The organism is Breznakibacter xylanolyticus, from assembly GCF_003254275.1.
GTDB lineage: Bacteria > Bacteroidota > Bacteroidia > Bacteroidales > Marinilabiliaceae > Breznakibacter > Breznakibacter xylanolyticus.
In genome coordinates this window covers 1-26,975 of record NZ_QKZK01000014.1, presented here as the reverse complement: position 1 = coordinate 26,975, position 26,975 = coordinate 1, and the positions used below count along the sequence as shown (strand labels likewise).

Annotated in this window: 19 protein-coding genes; 8 read left to right on the top strand and 11 right to left on the bottom strand. The window is 46.8% G+C overall.

The window, feature by feature from the left end; translation table 11 throughout:
- Positions 1 to 130: 130 nt before the first annotated feature.
- The 4 genes from LX69_RS09635 to LX69_RS09620 all read right to left on the bottom strand — a co-directional run bounded on the left by LX69_RS09635 (position 131) and on the right by LX69_RS09620 (position 8,526).
- On the bottom strand, positions 131 to 1,795 hold the full coding sequence (locus LX69_RS09635; protein ID WP_111445823.1) for an arabinan endo-1,5-alpha-L-arabinosidase: 1,665 nt from the start codon (positions 1,793 to 1,795) through the stop codon (positions 131 to 133).
- Positions 1,796 to 1,882: 87 nt separating this feature from the next.
- Positions 1,883 to 3,706: a RagB/SusD family nutrient uptake outer membrane protein gene (locus tag LX69_RS09630; protein ID WP_111445822.1), complete on the bottom strand. Its 1,824-nt coding sequence runs from the start codon at positions 3,704 to 3,706 to the stop codon at positions 1,883 to 1,885.
- 25 nt (positions 3,707 to 3,731) lie between these two features.
- The gene (locus LX69_RS09625) at positions 3,732 to 6,992 is read right to left on the bottom strand and encodes a SusC/RagA family TonB-linked outer membrane protein (RefSeq protein ID WP_111445821.1); all 3,261 of its coding nucleotides are present in this window, start codon (positions 6,990 to 6,992) and stop codon (positions 3,732 to 3,734) included.
- A 43-nt stretch (positions 6,993 to 7,035) separates the two neighbouring features.
- Entirely contained in the window at positions 7,036 to 8,526 is a 1,491-nt protein-coding gene (locus tag LX69_RS09620; RefSeq protein ID WP_170124319.1) for a hypothetical protein, read from the bottom strand.
- A 965-nt stretch (positions 8,527 to 9,491) separates the two neighbouring features.
- Between LX69_RS09620 and LX69_RS09615 the strand changes: the two genes are divergently transcribed.
- Both LX69_RS09615 and LX69_RS09610 read left to right on the top strand, forming a co-directional pair.
- Positions 9,492 to 9,833, top strand: a complete 342-nt coding sequence (locus LX69_RS09615) for a CidA/LrgA family protein (protein ID WP_111445819.1) — start codon at positions 9,492 to 9,494, stop codon at positions 9,831 to 9,833.
- Positions 9,821 to 10,525 carry an LrgB family protein gene (locus LX69_RS09610; RefSeq protein ID WP_111445818.1) on the top strand — a complete coding sequence of 235 codons (705 nt, stop codon included), beginning with the start codon at positions 9,821 to 9,823 and terminating at the stop codon, positions 10,523 to 10,525. The genes LX69_RS09615 and LX69_RS09610 overlap by 13 nt, the downstream gene beginning before the upstream one ends.
- Positions 10,526 to 10,918: 393 nt before the next feature.
- Here the strand turns inward: LX69_RS09610 and LX69_RS09605 are convergent, their stop codons facing one another.
- The 5 genes from LX69_RS09605 to LX69_RS09585 all read right to left on the bottom strand — a co-directional run bounded on the left by LX69_RS09605 (position 10,919) and on the right by LX69_RS09585 (position 16,701).
- Complete coding sequence (locus LX69_RS09605; RefSeq protein WP_146260705.1) at positions 10,919 to 11,479, bottom strand: hypothetical protein; 561 nt, start codon at positions 11,477 to 11,479, stop codon at positions 10,919 to 10,921.
- Positions 11,480 to 12,210: 731 nt separating this feature from the next.
- Entirely contained in the window at positions 12,211 to 14,202 is a 1,992-nt protein-coding gene (locus LX69_RS09600; protein WP_146260704.1) for a hypothetical protein, read from the bottom strand.
- An 8-nt stretch (positions 14,203 to 14,210) separates the two neighbouring features.
- On the bottom strand, positions 14,211 to 14,918 hold the full coding sequence (locus tag LX69_RS09595; RefSeq protein WP_111445815.1) for an NAD(P)H-binding protein: 708 nt from the start codon (positions 14,916 to 14,918) through the stop codon (positions 14,211 to 14,213).
- 188 nt (positions 14,919 to 15,106) lie between these two features.
- Positions 15,107 to 15,751, bottom strand: coding sequence for a response regulator (locus tag LX69_RS09590; RefSeq protein WP_111445814.1), 645 nt, complete (start codon positions 15,749 to 15,751; stop codon positions 15,107 to 15,109).
- Positions 15,748 to 16,701 (bottom strand): sensor histidine kinase, encoded by a 954-nt coding sequence (locus tag LX69_RS09585; protein WP_111445813.1) that lies wholly within the window; start codon positions 16,699 to 16,701, stop codon positions 15,748 to 15,750. Before LX69_RS09585 ends, LX69_RS09590 begins: the two co-directional genes overlap by 4 nt.
- 438 nt (positions 16,702 to 17,139) lie before the next feature.
- On the opposite strand from LX69_RS09585, the gene LX69_RS18240 reads away from it, so the two are divergent.
- Both LX69_RS18240 and gap read left to right on the top strand, forming a co-directional pair.
- Positions 17,140 to 17,268, top strand: coding sequence for a hypothetical protein (locus tag LX69_RS18240; RefSeq protein ID WP_262509759.1), 129 nt, complete (start codon positions 17,140 to 17,142; stop codon positions 17,266 to 17,268).
- Between the two features lie 213 nt (positions 17,269 to 17,481).
- Complete coding sequence (gene gap / locus LX69_RS09580) at positions 17,482 to 18,489, top strand: type I glyceraldehyde-3-phosphate dehydrogenase (RefSeq protein WP_111445812.1); 1,008 nt, start codon at positions 17,482 to 17,484, stop codon at positions 18,487 to 18,489.
- Positions 18,490 to 18,535: 46 nt separating this feature from the next.
- Here the strand turns inward: gap and thpR are convergent, their stop codons facing one another.
- A complete protein-coding gene (gene thpR, locus LX69_RS09575) occupies positions 18,536 to 19,099 on the bottom strand; it encodes an RNA 2',3'-cyclic phosphodiesterase (RefSeq protein ID WP_111445811.1) in 564 nt (187 codons plus the stop codon).
- Between the two features lie 216 nt (positions 19,100 to 19,315).
- Here thpR and LX69_RS09570 point away from each other — a divergent pair, with 216 nt between their 5' ends.
- Both LX69_RS09570 and LX69_RS09565 read left to right on the top strand, forming a co-directional pair.
- Positions 19,316 to 21,580, top strand: coding sequence for an aconitate hydratase (locus tag LX69_RS09570; protein WP_111445810.1), 2,265 nt, complete (start codon positions 19,316 to 19,318; stop codon positions 21,578 to 21,580).
- A gap of 477 nt (positions 21,581 to 22,057) precedes the next feature.
- Positions 22,058 to 24,181, top strand: coding sequence for a pectate lyase (locus LX69_RS09565; RefSeq protein ID WP_111445809.1), 2,124 nt, complete (start codon positions 22,058 to 22,060; stop codon positions 24,179 to 24,181).
- A 199-nt stretch (positions 24,182 to 24,380) separates the two neighbouring features.
- On the opposite strand, the gene LX69_RS09560 is transcribed toward LX69_RS09565, so the two are convergent.
- A complete protein-coding gene (locus LX69_RS09560; protein ID WP_111445808.1) occupies positions 24,381 to 25,643 on the bottom strand; it encodes a plasmid pRiA4b ORF-3 family protein in 1,263 nt (420 codons plus the stop codon).
- A gap of 340 nt (positions 25,644 to 25,983) precedes the next feature.
- On the opposite strand from LX69_RS09560, the gene LX69_RS09555 reads away from it, so the two are divergent.
- Both LX69_RS09555 and LX69_RS09550 read left to right on the top strand, forming a co-directional pair.
- On the top strand, positions 25,984 to 26,223 hold the full coding sequence (locus LX69_RS09555; RefSeq protein ID WP_111445807.1) for a ribbon-helix-helix domain-containing protein: 240 nt from the start codon (positions 25,984 to 25,986) through the stop codon (positions 26,221 to 26,223).
- Positions 26,216 to 26,503, top strand: coding sequence for a type II toxin-antitoxin system RelE/ParE family toxin (locus LX69_RS09550; protein ID WP_111445806.1), 288 nt, complete (start codon positions 26,216 to 26,218; stop codon positions 26,501 to 26,503). The genes LX69_RS09555 and LX69_RS09550 overlap by 8 nt, the downstream gene beginning before the upstream one ends.
- The last annotated feature ends 472 nt before the right edge of the window (positions 26,504 to 26,975 follow it).

The window sequence follows — 26,975 nt, the reverse complement described above, 5'->3', positions numbered from 1 at the left end:
GGGGACTTGGGTTCGTTGCGTATTTATTACGGGATTGATACTTTTACACTTCCTTCCCATCATCATGCTCATGAGTGTGAAAGTGTTCAGCAGGAGCTTCAATATATCCACATCACTCAACAACCATGAGCTATCTTTTCAGTTTACCCCAATAGGTTGCATTAAGGTTCTTTTCAGTTCCTGCATACACCAATGTAACACGACGCGGGGTAACCTCCCAATCCACTTCTCGTTCAACACAAACAATCACATTACCCAGCTTGAGTTGCTTTTTGGCTTCATCGTAACTCCAATTACCGGTCAATGCGCCGGACATGGTACCGTCGGCATTCAGTGTCAGGGAAGTGGCAGCATTTTGCGCGCTAAAGGCATACTCCAATTTAATGTGCTCCCAGGTTCCTACCAACGAGTCTTTGGTGATCGTTCCATAATCAGGCACACCGGCGTAACGCTGAGGCAAAGCAATGGGCCATAGGTTATCGGGCTCATTTGCAGATGCCGGACACCAAACAATACGGCGCACGTGCCCCATCATCAAGGCATTGGAGTTAACATTTCCATTAACCCCGGCTGGCAGACGACCTTGCGACATATAGAACCACTCCCCGGTATACTCCTTTTGAAAAATCGCGCAGTGTGAAATTCCAACCCAACCATTGCTCAGATTAAATCTATAGGGATGGGTCACAATGGGATAGCTATCCCCTTCTCCATCGGTAAAGCTACGCCCTCTGATGTCCACATAAGGACCTTCGATGTTTTGACTGCGAACCACACGTGTGTTGTACGGAACATCCAAACCATCGTAGGCCATAAACAAATAGTAGTAACCATCTTTATAAATGATTTCGGGTGCTTCGCTACCCTGCCAGCGCGATGAGGCTTTACGGGTTCCGATTCGCTTACCGTAGCGGGATTCCAGTTCACTGGCGCTGGCGGCATAAGGCTCACCCAATTGATTGAGCGGCTTACCCGTGGTGGCATCCACTTGCAACAGCGCAAAACCACTGTGCCATGAGCCATAAATGAGATAATGATTGCCATCAGGCGCAACGATGTATGTCGGGTCAATGGCATTATAGTAAAAATACCCATCCCAATCTTTATCATAACTGACACGACTATAATTAGTCCCGCGATCAGAAGATGAACAGGTTACATACCCCTTATCTGTCCAAATCCCTCCGGCAGGATCGGTCGATTCACACATCCCAATAAAGGCACGCTCAGACCAACTGCCATCAAAGTTTTTCGCTGAATTAACCTTACCACTCTTAATAAAATTATCAATCACGACACTATAATACATGCGCAAAATCTCTTTCCCATCCACAGTGATGCGCCGAATAACTGGCGCCCAATATCCATAAGAGATATCAGCCTTGGCAATCGCCGCAAGTCCCATGCGCGAACGAATCGCATTTAACGAATCGGCAACCCAGGTAGGGGGCTCGTAAAATGGTCCACTCACCCATTTCCAATTCACCAAATCCTTGGATCTTTTGCCCTGAAAGTGACCATGACCGTCATGTGCATTACCATAAGAAGCATCGGTACCGTACATGTAATAATAACCATTATAATAAGCAACTGACGGGTCGTGTACATTGGCCAAATTCCAACTGTTTCGGTTATCCCAAGATGAAATTGACGAATAGTCATCGGCATAAGTTGGTATTGTGAATGAGGGAACAGGATCCGGATCAACATTGGGTTCTACATCATCATCTTTACAGCCTGTAAATGCAAAAGCAAGAACACTGACTGCCAAAACCGTAAAATACTTGATTTTCATGATTAAACATTTTTTTGATAAAAAACTTCCTTACCCATTAACGGACACACACAGATAAGGAAGTTATTGATTGAAAATATTTGATTATCACTTCACAACAGGACGAACCTTATATCCTTTTTGGAAGAAAGCAGTGCTATTGTCAGTGCTGGTATTGGCGGAGTTACCACTTCCTAACTTTACGTTATTATTGAGATGCGTCTGCCAAATCGGGAAATATTCATGCCCTTTAGAATAACTCGAAAAAGAAGAGCCGGTTGCATTGGCAGAAGTAAGCTCCTTGGTTTCAACATATGAAACACTCTTGGTTTTCCCCGGGTTTTCAGGATCAGGAATCGTCATTTGAGGCGCCAAAACATAATAGGCATGTTCTGTCATTTGCTGCAAACGTCCGGCATCATAAAAGAATCCCCAACGGATCAAGTCTGCGCCGCGACCATACTCACAACCAAACTCTTTCGGACGCTCCACATTCGCAATTTGCTCAAAAAGAGCATCTGAATTTGGAAAGTCTTCGGCCTTTAGCAAAGGAAGCTTCACGCGGTCGCGCACCTGATTAATATACCCCACTGCCGTTTTAATATATCCCAATTCATTGGCACACTCGGCTGCACGAAGCAACACATCGCTATATCGCATCAAACGAATGTTCACCCCACATTTCAATCCGGTACCAAAACTTTTGTAGATATTATTTCTTGCATTGGTAAACTTAGCAATCGAGATGCCCCCTTGAGCCGTGTTCGAACGTATTTTATACATCCAGCTATCTTTTTCAAGTTTTGTCTGATAAACCGTATTGGAACGAACATCCCCTGAAGGATAGGCCGCAGTTGGTTTACCGGTCACAGCATCGTATTCTTCTTCATAAGTCACCAAAGTCCAATACAAACGGGGATCTAAGAAACCATCGGTAGATTTCTCTTCTTTAAACAGGTTATACAACCAATTTGATCCGGCAATATCACCCCAGCTTCCAAAATCCTGAGAAGCAAAATTACTCTCAATGGCATGCCCCTGGGTTGCGTCTGAGTTCAGGTTACCGGTCGTCCACACTTCGTTGGTTCCACCAGTGCCATAATCCATAAACTGAACTTCCCACAAACTCTCATCATTATTCTCATAAGCAGTCCCTTCTCTGAAGTTATCGCCATAATCGTCCATCAGACGATACTTTCCATATTTTCCGTCCATAATGTCTTTTAACACGATGTAGGCTTTATCAAACTTATGACGAAACATCAATGCACGAACCATATATCCGGCTGCAGAACCACAAGTAGCACGCCCTTGAGCCCATTGTCCTCCTTTGTCACGTGATGGCAAAAGGATCATTGCTTCAGATAAATCCGCTTCAATTTGATCCCAAACCTCATCCTGTGTCGCACAAGGAGAGTACAAATTATTCAAATCAGAATAGGCATCATAATCCAACTCAATAGGACAAACCTGATAATAAATTGCTAAATTATAATAAGCCTGGGCTCTTAAGAAAAGAGCCTGTCCCTTAATCTGTTTATACGAATCAGATCCCTCTTTAAGCGCCGTTTCAACTTTAGACAAAATAAAATTAGTACGATTCACGACACAAAAATTATCGCGCCAAGGCCATTCAAGCATAAAGTAATCCGACAAAGCATTGAGATTATCGGCAGCCAGATACCATTGTTGAGATGAATTCCAGATTTCGTCGCCTCGTAAAGCATCCATCACATACCCTACACGAGCATTGGTGCCTTCCAAGCGACTCAGACTATAACATGCAATTAAAGCCTCATTGAGTTCAGACTCTGAATTCCCAAATGCATCCGTTGTTTGAGTATTCGGATTGACAACATCCAGCTGGTCATCGCAACCGGATAAACCTGCAATTAATGCCAGTATTGCGATATATCTATTTAAAATTTTCATAATAAAATTCTCCTTTCAATTTAATTTAGAACGACATATTGACCCCAAACATAACCGATGTCGGTGATGGATATGAACAATAGTTATAACCCGGTGTATATGTACCACCTGCAAAGTCCACGTTATACCCTTTGTATTTAGATATGGTAGCCAGGTTTTGTCCGGATACATATAAACGCACACCATTGATTTTCCCGCCAAACCAACTATCTGGACAATTATACCCTAACTGCACATTCGCAAGTTTCAAATAAGAAGCATCCTGTATGTAGCGGTCACTAAAATAATCATTACTGGTAACATCAGCTTTGTTTTGCACACGAGGCAAACTTGCATCCGTATTAGTTGGTGTCCATGCATTTAGCAAATCAACATCTTTATTTGTGGCACCATAGGAACTCCGCAATGCCATATCAACAAAATCGACTGCTTGGAAACCAACCGCACCAAAAGCAGCAATGGTTAAATCAAACCCCTTCCATTCTACACGTGCATTAATCCCATAAGTAAAATCGGGCAAGCCACTTCCTAAAAATTGCTGATCTTTTGCAGTGATGACACCGTCTTCATCCAAATCTTTATACAAGAGGTCACCGGCTGCAGCTTTATTTTGAGAGATGAATAATCCTTTCGAATTAACACGCTGGTCAATTGCGCGCTGACTTTGAGCAATGCCATTTCGAATACTATAAGTGCCATCAGAATTTCTCACATCATCTTCAAGCACATAGCCATAAAACTGTCCCACTTCCTGCCCCACTTCGGTCCGACACATACTGGATGTTACAGGCTCATTATTGATCCCCAATTTAGTGACTTCGTTACTGAAAGTAGAGACGTTTGCCGAAATCTCGTATTTCACCGCTCGGTTAAAATTGCGGTAGGTCAGTAAAAACTCAAGCCCCTGATTGATCATAGTTGCAGCATTCGAAGTAATGCCGGAGTTATTAAAACCACCATTAGAAGGAATTGCGGTATAATAAAGCAGATCTTCGGAGGTCGATTTATACCAGTCAAAATTGAATTCCAACTGATTATTGAACATCGCTAAATCTAGCCCAAAGTCAAGCGTTTTCTTCTTCTCCCATCGAATGGCATTATTGACAAACGTATTGATTGCAGAACCGGTCACCACGCTGTTGGCAAATGCATAAGTATAATTACCACGATCCATCGTATTCATATACTGATACTCACCAATATTCTCGTTACCCAATTCACCATAACTACCACGTAATTTAAATAAACTAATGGTGGTATCGTCAACAGGAAAGAAATTTTCACGCTCGATACGCCAACCGGCCGATACAGATGGGAAGATTTCAAAACGATCATCCGCCGACAAACGGCTGGATCCATCACGACGTGCTGTTGCAGACAAAAGATATTTGCCATCAAAATTATAATTCAATCGACCAATGTACGATGCCAATAAATGTTCGCTTTCGTAACTGTATGAATTCTTTTCTGCGGCATTGGACAATTGCAGATAATAAGGCTCCGGAAAATTGTTACCCACACCGGTTTGCGACTTAAAATATACGCTTTGGAAAGTCTGACCAAGAACCGCATCAAAATGATGTAGCCCTAACTTTGCATTATAGTTAAAGGTATTCTCAATCAGTCCATCACCAATATACTCATTAACTAAACTAAGTGTCTCATCCTCTTTCAATAACTTCACGTTTGTACTTTGAATAAAGGCAGGCACAAATGTATAGTTATTCACATGGGTGTTACTATACGACAAATTTAGATTGTAAGAAAACTTATGGTTATCGCTTTTTAACCCCAACATTTCCAACACATCAACATTTGTTGAAGCAGATGCAACAATTCGGTCAACTTTCGTATTACGCTCGAGCAGACTGTTTGTAAGCAACACGTTGGAAATGCGCAAATCTCCGTGAACATCATCGTAGTATGTCCCAAAACCATAAGAGTCATAAGTAAATTCAGTCGCCGCAGGAATTTTGCCATCCAACACCCAGGTCGATGCATCGTAATCTTTGATGGTCGGAGGAGTTAAAAGCGCAGATGCCATCACCGGATATTGAGTGCCATACAACCCTTCAACGTATTCGCTGGCATTACTGAGCGCCATTTTATCCTGATCACTGTGACTATAAACGATGTTTGTTTTGATTTTAATAAACTTCACATCCATCGAATTATTGATACGTGCCGTGAAACGCTCGAAATTTGGGCCGGCTCCCACCATGGTTCCCTCCTGACTATAATAATCCAAACCAATGTTATAGGTATTATTCTCTCCTCCACCGGAAAAGTTCAAATTATGATTTTGACGAACGCCCGTTTTAAATACAGAATCAAACCAATCCGTATCAACAGACGCTTTCTCATTACCACTGCCATCGGTTGTCCACAAATAATCGCTGCTTCCCGAATTATAACCACCCGGAACACTCATGCCGCTGTTTTCGTATGCCATTATCACATACTGCTTGTACTGATCAGCATCCATCACATTGTACACATCCTTTTGAACCCGGTCGACCCCAAAGTATCCTCGATAATCAATCTTCATGGGGGAGTTCTTCTTACCCTGCTTGGTGGTAATAATGATCACCCCGTTTGCAGCTCGAGATCCATAGATGGCAGCTGCGGATGCATCTTTCAGCACCTGAATCGTCTCGATATCATTGGGAGAGAAATCGCGAATGGTAGTTCCCATTGGAACCCCGTCCACAACATAAAGCGGATTGGTATCGCCAAACGAACCAATCCCGCGAATGCGTACTGCAGGATCGGCTCCCGGCTGACCATCGGAGGTAATCTGAACCCCCGAGGCTTTCCCCTGAAGCATGGTGGAGATATTCGAGTTTGAGACTTTCTTCATCGCCTCTGCATCCACGATGGCTACAGAACCGGTCAGGTCAGCCTTCTTTTGCGTGCCATAACCGACAACCACCACCTGATCGAGTTCTTTGGTATCTGAAACCAAAGTAATGTTTCCTAAATTGGTTTTTCCATCCACAATAAATTCTACATTCTTATAACCGATAAAAGTGACTAACAATGTAGCATCTGAAGGTACAGAAAGGGTAAAATTACCATCGATATCTGTGATGATACCATTCGTGGTGCCTTTTTGTAGTACCGTTGCCCCGGGAACTGACTCGCCATTTTCGTCAACAACTTTACCTTTTACAGTAACGTTGCCCGTCTGAACAATCGACAATTGCTCGGCCTTGCCGGTTCCTTCCGCATATGTTGACGGTGCTAGCGACAACAATCCCAGCAGGATTAAATATGAATATTTCATAATTATCTAATTTTATCTTAATGATTAATCCTCTTACAAAGTACTATTCTATGGTCTCTCCGGGCATTAATGCCTTACTAACACTCATCGACTTGAGTTCAGCCGAAGTCTCTGCTGAAATTTTCAGGGAGATTTCAACGGTTGCTCCTTTCATGTTTTCAGTGAAATTCGCCCAATCATAATCATTCGTCAGATTATCGGCGACATAGTAATCACCCCACCCGTAATTATCAGAACGTAAGACAAAACACTCTTTGTAATTATTGCTATTTCGATTCTGCCCGTTCGTTAAAGCAAGACACCAGTTGTTCCAATTGGTTAAACCATTCGTATTATTAATAAATTTATAATGGAAATACCCTTCTCCAATAACTGCAGTATAATTAGAGAAATGAGCCCACCATGGTGTCGAATTATCCACTAAACCAACAGTTGTTGTGGATGAATAAGGATAATACCAGGCACTGGATTTGTCTTTATCTGCTAAGGCACAATAATAGGTATCGGTAGGATTTAGAACCATATGTCCTCCCTCAATAACCAAGAATGTACCATAGCCGGTATATGGCAGACCTTCTGCAAAATACGTATAAGTAAACACCTCATTTGAGGTCGTTGTAATGGTTGCAGTCATGTCTGCTCTATAGGTAACTGAAACAGGTTCTTCAACAGGTTCTTCAACAGGTTCTTCAATAGCTCCACTGTTCCAATTTGGATCGAGATCAAAAGCAGGTGTATACTCATCCAACGCAGGCGTCAATGACTTATAAAACACGAGATGACTATTATCTACAGTCCAGAAAATACGAATAGGTTTATCTTTTATACCACGCTCAACAATGAAATATTTCTTTGTTAACTTCCGACCCGACAAGGCGGTCATTTGAACATCCACATATACCGAGTCATCACCGCGCGTAATAGATGCCACACAATCAGCGCCGTTCATCAAACTGATAAAATCTGCAAAGTTTTCATTCGCAGTTGCCATTTGGGAATAGTTGGTCGTTTGCTGTAAACTATGTACATCACCATCCATTGATGTGTTCCATGAAACACCATTCTCAGTTCCCCAAGCCATGTTATTCGCCGTAGCGTTATCGGCTCGCCAAATCGCATACTCAACATAACCGGCACCTCCACGAGGCACATCATTGGTAATGGCTTGCACCCAGTTGGTCCAAACATTTTTCCCACTGGAAAAATTCTTAAACTTCACGTAAACAGTGTCTGCATTTGTGGCTAAACGATAATACTTAGAATGGCCTCCCCAAAATCCAGTAGAATTATCCGTCGCTCCAACCTGATACACATCATTGATCAATCGAGCCTCCAAAGCAGCGGCTGTTGCTGCTGCAATCGAATCAGCAATTTCTTTCTTCCGCAACAGGTCATAAGCGATGGAATCTATTTTCTGTTGGAGATTCGCAGGAGAATCAATCGTATACATCTCCGACTTCTCGCACCCAACAAAGCTGAATGCCGCCAAAACAGATGCGAAAAATGCGCACCTCAACATTCTGGTTGTTTTCATAAAATTAAATTTGAGTGATTTCATGTGTTAAAAAAAGTATTAAGACGTGAGTATCAAAACACAAGACAATGAGGTTTAGAAATCATTGGCTACAACAAAATTCGATTCTCCTGTGTGTTGCTTACTAATCGTCATGATTGTTTTAATGTGTTTAATTATTTATCAATGGCCTCATGGGACTCGCCGGGAGCCCTCCTGTATCTCATTATAGACTTGCTCATGGCTCGCTTCATATTTCTATTATTTAAATCCGAATCTCTTTTCAAATACACAGTTAGTCATTCGTGACACATCCCAGATGACATTAATGAAGTGATTCATACTTTTCATATCTCCTCGTCTTTAACATTTATATGCAAATTTAGCCTGTCCTTCACCTTTACAGGTGGACGATTGTCTTTATCAAGTGGACAATCCAACAAATTGTAAAGGTTCCTTAATCGAACCACAAACACATCTTAACCTCTGATTTACTGCACTTTTAGAACGCTTTAAAAATTAAAACACCCACAACACACGATCTCAACCAGACCGGATTCATAAAAAAAACAAAAAATAGAAGTTGCTTTAACATTTTTAACACTCCGCATTAAACGTCACAGGATGACATGCCGTTTTCACTGTCCGCAAACAAATACCTCACCCCTCAAATCGTTTAAACAGGGCTTCATTCCGCCCACGCCGACGCCCTCATAAGTGATTATTTACTTTTATTGTGTTCCCTTCAATTTAAGGCTCTTCACCAAACGATGTCAACCCCTTTCAACAATCGTCAGCGATTATTTGACAGCAAAGAATTTTCGGCATGCCAAACTCCAACTTTAATCGACCAATAAGTCTTTTTCAATCGTTTGTCTTCACCAAATGCTTCAAACGTTAAACTATCCAAACAAACCAACCATTTCCCAATATTGAGTCACAACAGGTCAACGAAGACACTATTTTTGCAATGCTAAAATTGTATCATGCTTTACGGATTCTTCATCATCTTTCTCTTTTATGCCATTGGGAATTTCTGTAGCTGGCTCATTCAGGGCATCGTGCCGGGCAATGTCATCGGAATGGTACTATTGTTTATTGCCCTGCAATTAAAATGGGTCGACGCTCTCAAATTGCGCACCGTGGCTGTGGGCATCACCACACACATGTCCCTATTTTTTGTCCCTGTGGGTGTGGGACTCATGATTTCGATGCAATACATCGGACAATATTGGGCGCCAATAGTGGTGTCGGTAATCATCAGCACCATCCTGGTACTCATATCCACGGCTTACGTGCAACAAAAAATGGAATCATGGAACGAATAGAATCCTGGTTTGCCACACAACCCTTCACGCTGGCCTTTGTCATTGGAACCTATCTGGCGGCTGTGTGGCTTTATCGCAAAACGCGTCTGGCGGTATTGCACCCGGTGCTTACCACCATTGCGGTCATCATTGCCGTACTATCCCTGCTCAACGTGCCGTACGACGACTTCAAACAGGGCAGCGCTCTCATCGACTTCATGCTGGGCCCTTCGGTGGTCGCGCTCGGTTATGCCCTGCACGAACAGGTCTCTCACATCCGCAAACACCTTTGGTCAATGATCACGGCCATCGTCACCGGCAGCGCACTGGGCATCATCAGCGTGGGTCTCATTGCCCGCTGGATGGGCGCCAACGAGGCCATCGTGGCCTCGCTCGAGCCAAAATCAGTCACCAACCCCATAGCCATCAGCATCGCCGAACGCTTCGGCGGAATACCCCCGCTAACGGCCGTCATCGTGGTGATGGTGGGTGTGTTTGGTGGGATTGTCGGCCCCTTCATCTTACAAAAAATGGGTATCGAAAGTAAAATAGCCAAAGGACTGGCCATGGGCAGCGCCGCTCACGGACTGGGTACCGCTCGTGCCATCGAGATGGGCGCCATTGAGGGCGCCATCAGTGGGCTTGCCATTGGACTCATGGGACTGGCTACAGCCTTACTGGTGCCTCTCATTAGACTATTATTCAACGCTTAATTTCAATCAAGGGTTAGGAATGCCATCCTCATAGCCCCAAAAGAGCGAGAGCGTTATTGAACGCAGTACTTAACCAAACGTGCAGTGATTGTCAGTTTAGGCAGCTATCGGTTTCGCCCGTTGGGGCTTTAAGATTATATACAAAGTACCTATTTCAAAAAGATAATTGCTTAGAACCTCACACTGCAAAATTGTTCAAATAAAAGTGTGAGAAAAAGCGGCTATGCAACAGTCGTTTTCTTTGTGCTTCAACACAGAGGGTTTGCCAATTTGTGCACAACAAAGTAAGCAGCATAACGGCCGCATTCAAAAGCGCAAAAGAAATAACCACAGAAGCAATTAAAGACGAAACACCCAAAGTGCCCCTTTGGGGGGATTTAGGGGGCTAACCTCCTACCGCCTCGTCAACGCCATGTTCTCCTGACTCCCCATGTACACATGCGTCATTGTCAGCACCACGTCGTCCTTTAAGTTGAGTACATTGCCCGTAAATGACACCTCTTCGACCGGCTGACAGAACACAAAACCCGTAAAGGTCGATGAACTCTCGGGTTGAAAGGTAAAACTAAAACCGGCCACCTTCAGCGTCACAGGACTGTTGACAAAACGTCCGTCGGAATCGACATTGTAGAAATAACCGCCCACATAATGAATCACCCGATTGGCGTTACTCACATAGAGGGTATCCATTGGAAACCCTGCCGCCAGGGCACCGGGCGAATTCCACAACAAACGACTGTAGCTGCGACAACAAAAACCATATTGATGACATCCCCGAACCAAACGACAGGCAATGGCTCCGGACTCCAAATCTATTAAATCATCGGCCTGCTGAACAATCCCAATCGCTGCTCGAAAAGCCACTTCGTCATGATAAACATTGAACACTCCCTGCCCCTTCGCTTGTGGCGACCACAACAACACCATCAACAAGCACACTCCGACTACCTTCATCGTTTTCATTTTAATTATGTTTAGCCCCTCATCCCCATAGGAGGACTTGAGAATATTAACCTGGTAATTATTTATTTCTTATCAGTCAGATGGAACTCACCATAAATCATTGGCGATGCCATTCTTCCATTCTCATTTGCGTAACAAAGAAGATTCACGGTTCATTTTACATGTCAATAAATCAGCAAACAACTGAATTTCAAGACATCTCTTTCACCCACTAAATCGCATTAACACGACGATAAAACTCTTTTGCTGAGCTACACTGAGGTTTCTTCTCCTCACCGGCTCTCATCTTAACTCACTACAAATCAGTGTCAATTCTTCGTTGGATATGTTGAGGAAGTTGAGTTAACGCTAAGTTATCTGCTTTTTTATTTGAAACAGGTTTTAGATTTCTCAAACTTACATCATCATCAGAAAACCCCTGGGCGCCTCCGTGTTCGTTGAGAACTCTGCATTTAATCCCTCTCCCTCCATCAACGAGAACGCCTCTTGGCTCGTTTCATGTATTCATTTGTCTATGATTTCTCAAACGCGATGTTGAAACACCTTTTTCAGGAATCGCCCCACACGTTTATTTTTCAATCGCAAATTTAAGAACTCCCATCCGAGGTCAATCATTTTTTTTGGCCAACGAAATGTGTCTTTGACCAACATCCCCATTCCTTACACAAAACTTACGGAACCCCACAATAGTAGCACCACAAATGGGGCACGCAATCGGACTTTTATCGCCCCTCCATCGTTTCAATTTGTTGACGAAGGTATTCCCCTCGTTGTCGCGCCAACACCTCATTGTTTGCCACAGATGCATGATGAATCCCTAAGGCTCGCCGTTCCTGCTTGGTCAATCCCGACAGTCGGGTTGGCACCGGATCTGTACCGGCAACAATAAATACTTCCGCAACATCATCGGCAACCATCACTCGCACACGGGCATATCGCTGACGACCATAATCGGTCAACGGATGCATCCTTTCGCGGCACGCATCGGCATACCTTGCCCGCGATGCCGTGACTGCCACGTCAGTTTCAACGGCCACCTTCACCTGAGATGCATTCAGACCCTTTAAAAACGTAATCAAACTGTCGATGCTCACGGTAGGCACAATCGCATCGGGATGATAGTAAAACATAAACTCACGTTCATCGGAATCCGACAGGCATGGTTCCTCGGGAACGACCGGGGGCACATTCACCATGCAGGCCAACAACTGCACTTCGTCGCGCAACCGGCCACTCAGCGTCATGGCTGCCGACACCAGCCGAATGGTGAGGGTGTCATTCAATATGTCATCAGGAAATATCAAATCCTGACGCGTGGCATCAAACATCACCCCATCATCATACCGATACAACTCGCCCTGCTTCTCCCAACGCTGCGGAGCGGGCCCCAATAACTGCTGCATGGCATCTACTTCTGCCGATGCTTTTTCGGCTTTGGTCACCTGTGCTGAAACCTTACGGCCGAGCTCAACAATACGACGTTCGCGTGCCGACAAACTGCCCAATAACACATTGATTTGCTGACGTCGCCCCTGAATATCGCCCGATATCACCCCCGGCATGCGCTGTAAGCTGTCAATCTCGCTTTCGAGCACCCGCAAACGCACCTCAATCTCCTCCTTCCTTTCATACTCGGCCTGCAACAACTCATTGAGACCTCCCTCCTGCTGAAGGCGTGCCACCGGCCGCTCGACCTTTAGCGCCGTCACTGCCTGTAGGTAATCCAGATAACTCATCCCCTCCGAATGGTTCTGATCGGGCGTGAGCAGCGAGCCTGTCGGAAATAAATGATAACTCCGGTCTCCACGGGTGACCACCACCAATGCTTGATTTTTCCCGTCAACGCCCCACAAAGCACCATGCAACGCATTGCTACCGCTGCGTGAGGCCACCGTGCGAACCTCGGCATACCATCGGGGCGTGACACTTGACCGTTGACCTTCAAACTGATAATTAAACAGCCCGCATCCCTTGGCATAACTAAAGCGCGTGGTATCATCCGTGCGACGCTCATAGGCTCCCAACAATCCGGCCGTGCCGCTCCCTTCTCCGGCCGCCATCATCTTCAGTTCAAAACCAACCGACTCACCAGCAAGCATTGTGAAATAACGTCGCCCCTGTGCCTGAACATATCGCTCCACGGCCTGCGACCACGCCATCAATAACTGTCGCTGCTCTCGGGGCGTCACCTTCAAGGCTTCCATCTGCTGCCTCTTTACCGACAACGGACGCGAAGGGTGCATCACCACTCCCAAAATGTGACGGGCTCCCTTCGACTGTGGTCGCTCCCGATAACGTTCGGGCAAATAACGATGTAACGGCTTCATTAAGGCCTCGCACAACGACGCATCTTCACATGCCCAAAGCCCATCGGGATCCTGCACCAACTCCCACAAGGCCAGCTTCACGGCCAGTTCGGCCAACAACCCGGGAGACTGATGCGATAAACTCGCCCAATCGACCACCAACGAATCGGGGTGAACACTCAGGTAATCCTCAGCCGCCTGTGCATCGAACCGGGATATTCCATGATTGACCACATAAAACGGCTCTCGATTATAAGCAAAACAATCCCCTAACAATGACTTCAGCAGTCCGGTTTGCTCAACCACATGCAACATCCGCGCTCGTTGAACAGGCGTAAATGAACTTTCCTGCGCCACCAAACCGGTCGATAAAACCACACTAAAAACGATAACGAGTAGCAAACGCATGCAATCAATTATAGGGTAGACGAATAACCATTGGCCAACAACTGCAACTGATCGGATTCTTCGACGTAAACATCGCCAAACTTACTCTCGGCCAACCGTTTCATCGCCTTGGCCACATTGGCAGCCGCGATGGGGCGATATTTCTTAAAGCGCCCGATCATCAACACCGACAAGGGACGCATCAACCAGGCACCCAACCGCTCTCCTAAACGAAATTCTCCCCGTTGCCCCATCAGCAACGATGGACGTACGATGATTAAAGAATTTAAACCGCACTGTTTCAATGCGCGCTCCATCTGCCCCTTGGTGCGCAAATAAAAATTGCCCGAACGGACATCTGCCCCCAATGAACTGACCACAACAAAACGACCGGCATCAACATGGGCGGCCCAACGCGCCAGATTCACCACCGCATCAAAATCGACCTGTCGAAATGCATCTTGCGATCCGGCCTTGCCAATGGTCGTGCCCAAGGCACAATAAACCTCGTCAACGCCCACGGTGGGAAGGAACGAAAAATCCTCAAAATCGCAGGCATGGAAACGCACCCGGTCATCATCCACTTGGGGCGACCGACGGCCGGGCACATGAATCTCGGCATAGCGCCCATCATCTAACAACAACTGCAGCAACTCACGCCCCACCAACCCGGTCGCTCCCGCCACCACAGCTCGCTTAATGGCTCCTCCAAATCGATCATCTGCTACCGGCTTCATCACCCTTTATATAATTAATTGCACTTTCGCACGTCTACTCTTCCTCCCTCAAGCACTTAGTCACTTTGCTACTTTCCTTTTGCACTCTTACACTCCTGCACACTTGCTGATTCTCCCTCAGGCACTTAGTCACTTTGCTATTTTCCTTTTGAACTCTTGAACTCTTAAACTTTCGCACACTTAATCCCTCATATCAACTTATTCTTCATCGCGTACCCCACCAAACTGGCAGTATTCTTGCACCCCGTCTTCAAAAGAATATTGGAACGATGCTTCTCAACCGTACGGGGACTAATGCAAAGACGATCGGCAATCTCGGGCGTGGATGAGCCTTTACACACTTCTACCAGAATTTCACTCTCGCGGTCGCTCAGGCTCACCATCTCCTGCAACGTCGGCCCTCCCGACTTGTGCGTGTTCATGATGGCCATCATTAACTCCTGCGACACATACGTCTGCCCACCCATCACCGTGTGAATGGCCATTTCGACCTCTCTAAAATCACAACTCTTCAGCAAGAAACCTTTCACCCCCATGTCGGCCAGCTGATAGTAGTACGATTCATCGCTATACATGGTCAACATGATGATGCGCAAGCCAGGGCACATCGACAGCGCCTTTTGCGCAGCCACCAACCCGCCCATGCCCGGCATTGAGATATCCAAAAATACCAAATCGGGATGTCGACCCGACAGCAACGACAAAAATCCCTCGCCATCAGATGCCTCGCCAACCACCTCAACCTCCGGCAAATGATCGAGCAGCAAACGAAAGCCGTTACGAAACAACAGATGATCATCCACCAGGGTCACTTTTATTTTTTGTGCGCTCATTTTGACGTTGGTATTTCAAGTGACACAAAGATACCTTTTCCCGGAGCATTCTCAAACCTCACCTGCCCCTTGAGCGAAGCCACTCGCGAACGGATGTTACTTTGACCTGAACCCTCGTGCGTATCCTCAAGCACCCGCTCGGGATCAAAACCCTTGCCGTTATCACGATAAGTCAGCTTCAGATGCCCCGACTCCTCCCACAGCCTCACCCATGCCTTGTCGCCTCCCGAATGCTGACAAGTGTTGGCGATCAACTCACAAACCACCCGATAAAGCACTGTTTCAACATTTTCGCCATAACGACTGCCCTGCAACTGAAAATCGGTCTGTATGCGCAACTTACCCGACACATGCACCTTATTGATAAAATTACCCAATGCCTTTTCAATGCCAAAATGAACCAACACATGCGGACTCAGGTTGTCCGATATCTCCTTGATACTCCGAATGGCCTCGTTCACCACCAACTCCACATTGTCGAGCACTCGCTGACGCTGTCTGTCTGTCACCTCGCCATGCAACGATGAGATGGACAACTTGATGGACGACAACAAAGGCCCCAAGCCATCGTGCAAGTCGTTGGCAAAGCGTCGACGTTCCTTTTCTTCTGTTTCAATAACGGCCGTGAGAAGTTTTTTCTCGTACTCTCGCTTCTTGATTTCCACCTCACGGATGTACTTGAATATGCGCCCAATCAAAAAAACACCGATGGCAAAACATAGCGACGAAGCAATGCCAAGCCAGATAAACGCCAACCGGAAATCCTGCGACCGTAAATCCGTGAAAAATGGCAAGGCCTCAACACAGCGACGTGCTGCCATAAAAATGAGCGCCGCAGTAATCAGCATCCACGACAAATTATATTTTGTCACCTTCGTCAAACGAAGTGCCACCGACGCCGCAAAAAAATGCAACAAGATGGATGTCCCTAATAAAATCTTTATCAACATACGATTGCACCGTGACCCTCAACGGCTTTTATTTATATGAATATCAACATCTAACACCAATAAAAATACAATCAACACCATCTTAACGCCGCCCCTCACCTCATGGTTCTTTAAACCTCCATTACATTCTCTATACTCCTACCACCCTTCAACTCCTAAACCCATAAACTCTTACACTCCTAAACCCATACACTCTTACACCCCTAAACTCTTCCACTATTACACTCTTACACTCTCCCCCCCTACACTCCTAAACTCTTACACCCTTACACTCCTACACTCTTACACCCCTAAACTCTTCCACTCTCCCCCCTTAACTCTTCCACTCCTAACCCCCTGCCCCCTAAACTCATATCCCTCTCAAGTCTTTTTTTCAAAAAAACCTTGGCGAATTTAACCAATTCGATTATTTTTACACAATAATGTAAATGCATCACCATGAAAAAACTCTTCCTTTTTGCTGCTGTAGTCGCCGTGATGGCCATTGGCTTTCAATCGTGCAAAAGCGCTCAAGATTGCCCGGCTTACAGCAATGCCAACACTGAACTGCCCGCTCATCACGCATAATGCGCATCGGTGGATCAACGCATAAAGGGACTTGAGTCCCTTTTTTTGTGCTCGTTACTCTACAAAAAGGATCGCCATCCCCGTTTTTAACGTCCTTTCACCTTATTATACCAAAAAAAAATGAATTATCTTGAACTTTTAAGCACGAATTTTTAATTTTGTGCCGCAAGAAAATTATGACTCTAAAACAATAACTTTCTAAAAAGTTCTAAAATGTCAAAAATTAAAGTAGGTATTAACGGCTTCGGACGTATCGGACGTCTGGTTTTTCGTGCTGCTCAAGAAAGAAACGATGTGGAAATCGTTGCAGTAAACGACCCTTTCCTCGACATCGACTATTTGATTTACATGTTGCAGTATGATACTGTACACGGTAAATTCCAAGGTACTGCTGAAAACAAAGGCGGTAAATTGGTTGTGAACGGTAAAGAAGTGAAATTCTTCGCTGAAAAAGATCCTGCTGCCATCGCTTGGGGTGCTGCTGGTGCTGACTACGTGGTTGAATCAACCGGCGTGTTCACGACAACCGAAAAAGCTGGTGCTCACTTGAAAGGTGGTGCTAAGAAAGTTGTTATCTCTGCTCCTTCTAACGACGCTCCTATGTTTGTTTGCGGTGTAAACCTCGACAAATACACCAAAGACATGGACGTGGTTTCTAACGCTTCTTGTACAACCAACTGCTTGGCGCCTATCGCTAAAGTTTTGAACGATAAATTCGGTATCGTTGAAGGCTTAATGACAACTGTACACGCAGCTACAAACACTCAAAAAACTGTTGATGCTCCTTCGGCTAAAGACTGGCGCGGTGGTCGTTCTATCCTGAACAACATCATTCCTTCTTCTACCGGTGCTGCTAAAGCGGTTGGTAAAGTAATTCCTTCTTTGAACGGCAAATTGACCGGTATGGCTTTCCGCGTACCTACGGCTGACGTTTCTGTAGTTGACTTGACTGTTCGTCTCGAAAAAGCTGCTTCTTACGATGCTATCAAAGCTGCCATCAAATCAGCTTCTGAAAACGAAATGAAAGGTATCTTGGGTTACACTGAAGATTCAGTGGTTTCTACTGACTTCATCCACGATGCTCGCACTTCTATCTTCGATGCAGGTGCTGGTATTGCTTTGAACGACAACTTCGTGAAAGTTGTTAGCTGGTACGACAACGAGTGGGGTTATTCTAACAAAGTGTTGGATTTGATCGCTCACATGGACACTGTGAAATAATTACATTCACAATATCATCGAAAGCCTCCTGAATAAGGGGGCTTTTTTATTGCCCTAAACTCCCCCGCAACTCAAAATCGTGCAACCGCCGATAGACTGATCCGCCCGGCATCAACTCACTCTCATACAACGAGAAACAACGCACCCGCACCACATCCATCGCCCGATGGACATTGCCTTGCCACCACTCCGCAGGCCACTCTCCGCCATGATCTCGCCCAAAACGTCCCAACGTGATGTGCGGAACAAAGGGCTTTATCATCAATTCCCAGGGCACCACTGCCTGCTGAAGCCGCAACAAACCCTCACCCCCTTCTACCCCTGCCCACAAAATACGTGGATGCGCCTCGGCTCCAAAAACGCCAAAGCCGGTAATCGACACTTCAAAACCATCACACGCGCCCGCTACCACTGACAGATCGTGCACCAATGCGTCAACCGCTCCCGCTTCGATATTTCCGATAAACCACAACGTCACATGCCACTCGTCAGCACCAAGCCAACGCACCCGATAACCGGAAAATGCACCATGCAACCCCGGCAAGGCTTGCTGCAACTCTGTTGCCCCTACAATGGGAACCGCCACAAATAATCGACGCTTTGCCATCATTTCCTCCTCCTTGGTGGTACAGACGCACGATCGTGCGTCTCACAATCATAAAACACTTCAAGCATTCCAACGAAAATCGCACCTCACTGCCTCCCGACTAAGTTACGCACCGACATCTCAATATCCGCAAAAAACATTTAACCCATTATCAATGTTTAACCTTCACGATACCAATTTTTCCCTATTTTTGGCCAAACGATAAAAATTACCATCACCATGGCTTTCGACATTGACATGATCCGGGGCGTCTATGCCCACCTGGCGCAAAAAGTGGACAACACCCGTGCCCTGCTCGGACGACCACTCACGCTCACCGAAAAGATCCTTTACGCCCACCTGGCGGGCGAATTACCAACCAATGCCTTTGATCGGGGAAAATCGTACGTCGATTTCAAACCCGACCGCGTGGCCATGCAGGATGCCACCGCACAAATGGCGCTGCTTCAATTTATGCAAGCAGGAAAAGCCACCGCTGCGGTGCCCTCAACGGTGCATGCCGACCACCTCATTCAGGCCAAAACAGGTGCTGCCAATGACCTGACCATCGCAAAAGACACCAACAAGGAAGTTTACGACTTCCTCAGCTCGGTATGTAACAAATATGGCATCGGGTTTTGGAAACCGGGTGCCGGAATCATTCACCAGGTGGTGCTCGAAAACTATGCATTCCCGGGCGGAATGATGATTGGAACCGACTCGCACACGGTTAACGCCGGCGGACTGGGCATGATTGCCATTGGCGTGGGCGGTGCCGATGCCGTTGACGTGATGGCCGGAATGCCCTGGGAACTCAAATTCCCCAAACTGATTGGCGTAAAACTCAACGGAAAACTCAACGGATGGACATCCCCCAAAGACATCATCCTGAAAGTAGCCGGCATCCTCACCGTGAAAGGCGGAACCGGTGCCGTGGTTGAATATTTTGGCGAAGGCGCCACCTCCATCTCATGCACCGGGAAAGGCACCATCTGTAACATGGGCGCCGAAATCGGAGCCACCACATCCACCTTTGGATACGATGAATCGATGGAGCGCTACCTGCGCGCCACCAATCGTGCCGACGTGGCCGATGCTGCCAACGCCGTCAAACAACACCTCACAGCCGACCCCGAGGTGTATGCCAACCCCGAAAAATTCTTCGACCAGGTCATCGAAATTGACTTAAACAAGCTGGAGCCTCACCTCAACGGCCCATTCTCGCCCGACTTGGCAACCCCCATCTCGAAAGTGGCCGACGAAGCCCGCAAAAACGGATGGCCTCTGAAGGTCGATGTGGGGCTGATTGGCTCTTGCACCAACTCGAGCTACGAAGACATTGCGCGTGCCGCTAGCATCGCCAAACAGGCCGTGGACAAAAAGCTCACCGTCAAAGGCGAATTCTCCATCACGCCCGGCTCTGAGCTGGTGCGCTACACCATCGATCGGGACGGGTTCATCAACATATTCGACAAAATTGGCGGCAAGGTGTTTGCCAACGCCTGCGGCCCCTGCATTGGCATGTGGGCGCGCATGGGCGCCGAAAAACAAGAGAAAAACACCATTGTTCACTCCTTTAACCGCAACTTCGCCAAACGAGCCGACGGCAACCCCAACACCTTCGCCTTTGTGGCTTCGCCTGAAGTGGTGACCGCACTGGCCATTGCCGGAACTCTCGAGTTCAATCCGCTCACCGACTCGCTGGTCAATGCCGATGGACAAAAAGTCATGCTTGATGCCCCCGCGGGCGATGAGCTGCCAACCAAAGGCTTTGCCGTAGAAGACAACGGATATCAGGCACCCGCGGCCGATGGTTCGGCCGTGAACGTGGCCGTGAGCCCCGTCAGCGACCGCCTGCAACTGCTCGAACCCTTCCAACCCTGGAATGGCAAGAACATCGCCGGTGCCAAACTGCTCATCAAGGCACAGGGAAAATGCACCACCGACCACATCTCCATGGCCGGCCCATGGCTTAAGTACCGCGGTCACCTCGACAACATCAGCAACAACATGCTCATTGGTGCCGTAAATGCCTTTAATGGGGAAACCAACAAGGTAAAAAACCAACTCGATGGTCAATATGGCGAAGTACCGGCTGTGCAACGTGCATACAAGGCCGCCGGAGTTCCCTCCATCGTGGTGGGCGACCACAACTATGGCGAAGGATCGAGCCGCGAACATGCCGCCATGGAGCCCCGTCACCTGGGCGTGAAAGCCGTGCTGGTAAAGAGCTTTGCCCGTATTCACGAGACCAACCTCAAAAAACAGGGAATGCTTGCCCTCACCTTTGCCAATGAGGCCGACTACGACAAAATTATGGAAGACGACACCCTCAACTTCCTCGACCTCGATCAGTTTGCCCCGGGCAAAGCCTTGGCCATTGAACTGGTTCACACCAACGGCAACAAGGAGGTCATTATGGTAAACCATACCTACAACCTTCAGCAAATCGAATGGTTCAAAGCCGGTTCGGCTCTCAACCTCATCAAACTGCAAAACCATTGATTCGCCATCAACACCAAAGCGTCACCGCTTTAGTGTTCCATTAAAACAGCAAGGGCGTCGGGATTTCTCCGACGCCCTTGCTGTTTTTTATCGCAGAGGTTCAACAACATCAATTCCCACAATTCAAATTATACCACCATTCCTAAACTCCTCCACTCCTCCACCCCTCAACTCTTAAACTCCTCCACTCCTCCACTTCTCCACTCCTCCACTCCTCCACTCTTAAACTCCTCAACTCCTCCCCTCCTCCACAAACACACCTCACTATTGTTAAAATGTGTCAATAAATACACAATTAAAACAAATCCTTACCCATCCAAAACAGCCAGTCACAGTTTCTTTACACTCTGAAACAACCGGCCAATAAGAGAAACAAAACGCCATCGAGCAACCGGTTCGTCACACGAATAGCATCGCCATTTGCAAACAAGATGCTATGTCTAAAAAAATATTTTGCAACAGCTAAAAACGCTTCAAATGAACCAAACACTCAAAAATGCCACCCTCATCATCGGGATGCTCATGGTATTTATGCACCTCACAGCCCAAACCGAATTAACCCCGGCGTTCCCTGGTGCCGAAGGCTTTGGACGCTACACCACCGGGGGAAGAGGAGGCGCCGTCCTGCACGTCACTTCGTTGGCCGATGACGGCTCCACCGGCACCTTCCGTTGGGCCATCAACCAAAGCGGGAAACGAACCATCGTCTTTGACGTGTCCGGAACCATCCGTCTCACCTCTGCATTGCCCCTAAAAAACGGCAACGTGACCATCGCCGGACAAACGGCGCCGGGCGACGGCATCTGCATTGCCGATTACCCATTCACCATCGAAGCCAGTAACGTCATTGTCCGTTTCGTGCGGTTCCGACTGGGGAATACCAACGTAGCCAATCACGAGGGCGACGGACTGGGCGGCATGGATCAGGAAAACATCATGGTCGATCACTGTTCGGTGAGCTGGAGCATCGATGAATGCCTTTCGGTGTATGGCATGAAAAATGCCACCGTGCAATGGTGCATCGTCTCGCAAAGCCTCCAAAAAGCCGGACATATCAAAGGTGACCACGGTTACGGCGGTAACTGGGGCGGTTCGGGCGCCAGCTATCACCACAACCTGATGGCTCACCACAGCAGCCGAACGCCGCGCCTGGGCCCCCGAAAAACCACTCAAACGGACGAACGCATGGACATGCGCAACAACGTCATCTACAACTGGGGTGGAAACGGGTGCTATGGCGGTGAGGGCATGAACGTCAACATCGTCAACAACTACTACAAACCAGGACCGGCAACCAATCTTCGTTCCGAGTTGATACGTTGTCGCATTGCAGCCATCGGCATTCGCACCACCGAATACTGCACCAAAAACCCTGACTTTTTGCCCATGCTGCACAAATGGGGCACATTTTTCGTCAACGGAAACCACATGAATGGCTTCAGTGATGTGACAGCCGACAACTGGACCAAAGGCATCTATGCGCAGATATCCAACGAAAACAATGACAACCTCTTTACCGAAGAGGCCAAAATCAACATGAAGCGCAGCACTCCCATCGATCACCTTTACACCACCACTCACGATGCGGCAACGGCCTACGAGCGCGTGCTCGACCATGCCGGCGCGTCGCTCAATCGCGACTGGCTCGATGCCCGAATGGTGGCCGACACCCGAAACACCACGGCGACCAACACCGGATCGGGAAATGCTCCGGGCATCATCAACACCCAAAACGACATCTCCCTTCCTGCAGGCGAAACCAGCCCTTGGCCAACCCTGGCATCCGACACACCCCCCTCCGACTCGGATGGAGATGGCATGCCCGACGCGTGGGAAACAAACAACGGTCTCGACCCTCAAAACCCCAACGACCGGAATAATAAAAACGCCGACGGCTATACCATGCTTGAGGTATATATGAACAGCCTGGTGAGCCACATCATCGAAAGTGGAAATGCCGGGGGTACCCCCGCGGGCACAACCCTCGCTCCCGACAACAGTCCCATCACAGCCGTCACCCTCAATCACACCTCCTATGCCGGGGCGGTCGGGGCGACATCGCCATGGCTCTTCAACGACGGCTACACCATCGCCAATACCAGTTCAAAAACCTATGCAACCGGCACTGCACCGGGTATTAAATTCTCAACCGGTGTCCCGTTCACCATTACCCTGCCTGCCGGCATCAAAGTAAGCGCCATCACCATGACGGGATACGACAACTATGCCGATGGCGACTCGTGGGTGAGCGAACTCAATGGCGTGACATTCTCGGGCTCCGATTACCTGTTTCCCCGTAAAGATGCAAGTGGCAATGCCACCAACGTCAGTCACACCATCGACCTCGACACTCCCGCCACAGGAAGCCTCTCCTTTACCTTCGGCGGGAAACAGGTGGTGGCCTCCATCACACTGGCCACATCAAAAGCGACAGCCATTGTCAATCGCCCCGCCTCAATCACTAATCCCAACGCCCGGGTTAACGTGCGAGCCATCGACGGCCGCATCATTCGCGCCAACATTATTCGCGCTGAAGCAACCCAAAACCTCATCCCGGGCATCTATATCATTGACGGTCAAAAAGTGGTGGTGGCAAAATAATATACAGGGGCAATGAATAACCGTAAAAGCCGGATATTCATTGCCCCTGTTACATAACTCTTTTGAGTGATCTGTATTATCATTTAAAAGCAAGGCGTTACAAATTAAATCAGCGCCTTTAGCCTCAGCGTTTATCCCTACGCTTTGTTTAATAAAACATCTCCAACAAGATCAGCAATAGAGCTTCGACGGAAACCATTTACCACATAAACCGCACACTCAGTCGTTGCTGAATCTCCTCCTTATCAAACGTCTCGGGATCCCACACCTCACCCTCATCAAGGCCAAGCCAATCGCGATATGAGTCGTGTTCCGGATTATTCACATCCATCAAGGCCTCCCTCATTTCCTCATAGCCTCTATATCCGCCACAGTCATCAGGCGGACAGGCACCCCCACCATCCAGAATCATGGGGATGCGCGACGGTTGCTTAATGGTCTGCTCAAGCGTTACCGTGTGCGTCCACAAATCACCAAAATCGTAAATATAAATCTGACGTTTCCCTTTCCGCTTAAACACGTCGCTGATGCGGAGGTTGCTCGCATCTATCGGAGTGCCATCCACCTCGACATGCTCATAAACATGGGTAATAAATGTGGGCGAATCGAATCCCTTATCGGAAAACTGAAACAGATGACTGTTTGCCCAACCAAACACCGCTTGAATCACATGATGAAGATGCTCAAAAGTGTAGTACGAGGGCACAGCAACCTGCCGCCAAACCGGTGGTTCCTCTACCCCTTCGAGGACTATTTTAAACTGTAAGGTATTGCTTTGCTGCAGCTCTGTTTCGGTAAACGACAAATCGAGAGGTTCTTCATCCTCCATACATCCGAAATCATCCTCCCAATCGTCATCTTCTTCGTCATCATCGCCGTGCAGAGGTTCATCTAAGTCAACCACCATAAAATTCCCAACACCGGCAGTCCGCTCAAGGGTGGCAATCACTTTACGCACCTGCGCTTCACTATCGTCAGGGTCTTTCACGTAAAGCGGCTGACCATTGCTACCGCATTCAATATCAATCAGCTCAACATCATCGGTATCCTCCTCCAAAATATATTGAGCTACCGAAGTGAAGTCGGCGAAAGGCTGAAAACCAAAATCTTCGGCAAAAGCCACCCCGGCATACACAATGTTATGAACCAAGGCATAAGGCACCTGCTCAAACTCAACACTTTCAAAAAGATCTGCCATCAAATCCTGATATTCAGTGGGGGTAAGGTTAAAATATGCAATGCAATCCTTCACCCCAAGGCAATTCAAATCCACCAGATAGTGCCCCACGGTGTAATTGCCGTTGCTATGCTGACGAGCCACTGACACATTGGCCATGCCCACATCAACCCACGCACTATTGACCCAACACTCGGCCACCGGCAAACTCCGCGCACGCTGACGTATGTAATTCTCGGGACTCAACAGCTGCATCTTAGTGCCACTCTTCTTGTTCTTGGCCATTGTTTCGTTTTTGATGGATGAAAATGACTTTGTTTTTTTATTACCTCTCGGGATTGTCTGTTGGCGCTAAAATATAATCATTTCGTCAAGGAGCCACCAAGTTTTCACCAAAATTGGAACTCAGATTGGGATGGATGTTGATTTTTGATTGAATTTTTGATGGACTGATTTGCAAAAGACAGATAAAGGATATTATTACGCATTAAGTTGTGAGTTGCTTTCAGATTGTATCTTTGAAATATTGAGCACAGCACTGGTGATATAAACTGTTGCCAACAATACTGAGAAAAACTTGCAAGTGGTTCATATTTGGTGTAAATTTACATCAAAAAAGCAAACTATGCCAAGACAAAGTATTTCTTTCTCGAAACCAAATGATGAATGGTTGAATTTTCAAATAGACAGTCAGGAATATTCAAGCAAAAGTGAACTTGTCAACGATTTGATTAGACAGGCTCGGAAGCAGCAAGTTCATATTGACTGGATTAGAGCAAAATTAGAACATTCCGAAAGGAGTGGATTTACAAGTGATACCAAAGAGCAGATTTTAAAACAGTCAAAGTCTCTGCTTAATGGCTGATTATAGATTAAGCAATTCAGCCAAAGAGGACTTGATTCGCATTCATCATTTTGGAATCAAAAATTTTGGTGTTACTCAAGCTGATAAGTACTTTGATACTTTTTTTGACTATTTTGAAATTATTGCAGAGAATCCATTTGCATTTGAATCGGTGGATTACATAAAAGCAGGATATCGAAAATGTCCTTGTGGTTCTGACACCATATATTACAAAATCAATGATAATATTGTTGAGATAATGGCAATTGTTGGAATGCAAGATTTGAAAAATATGCTTTAACCTTTCAGGAATAAGGATTAGCATTATTCCGAGACTAAAAAGTACTGTTGGCAACATCGCATACACCTAATGGCGGTTTTACTGCAATTTGCAAGGCTTTTCGGCCGCTCAAACTTCTCTACGGTTTGACAGTTGAATCGTCCGAAATCCGCCACTAGGCATATGCGTAACGTTAGCTGGCATTAGTTGTGAGTTGCTTTCAGATTGTATCTTTGAAATATTGATTTGCACCTGGGTGAACAATGACGGCACAGTTATGACTTTGTTTTTTTATCCCCTCTCGGGATTGTCTGTTGGCGCTAAAATATAATCATTTCGTCAAGGAGCCACCAAGTTTTCACCAAAATTGGAGCTCAGATTGGGATGGATGTTGATTTTTGATTGATTTTTTGATGGACTGATTTGCAACAGACAGATAAAGGATATTATTACGCATTAAGTTGTGAGTTGCTTTCAGATTGTATCTTTGAAA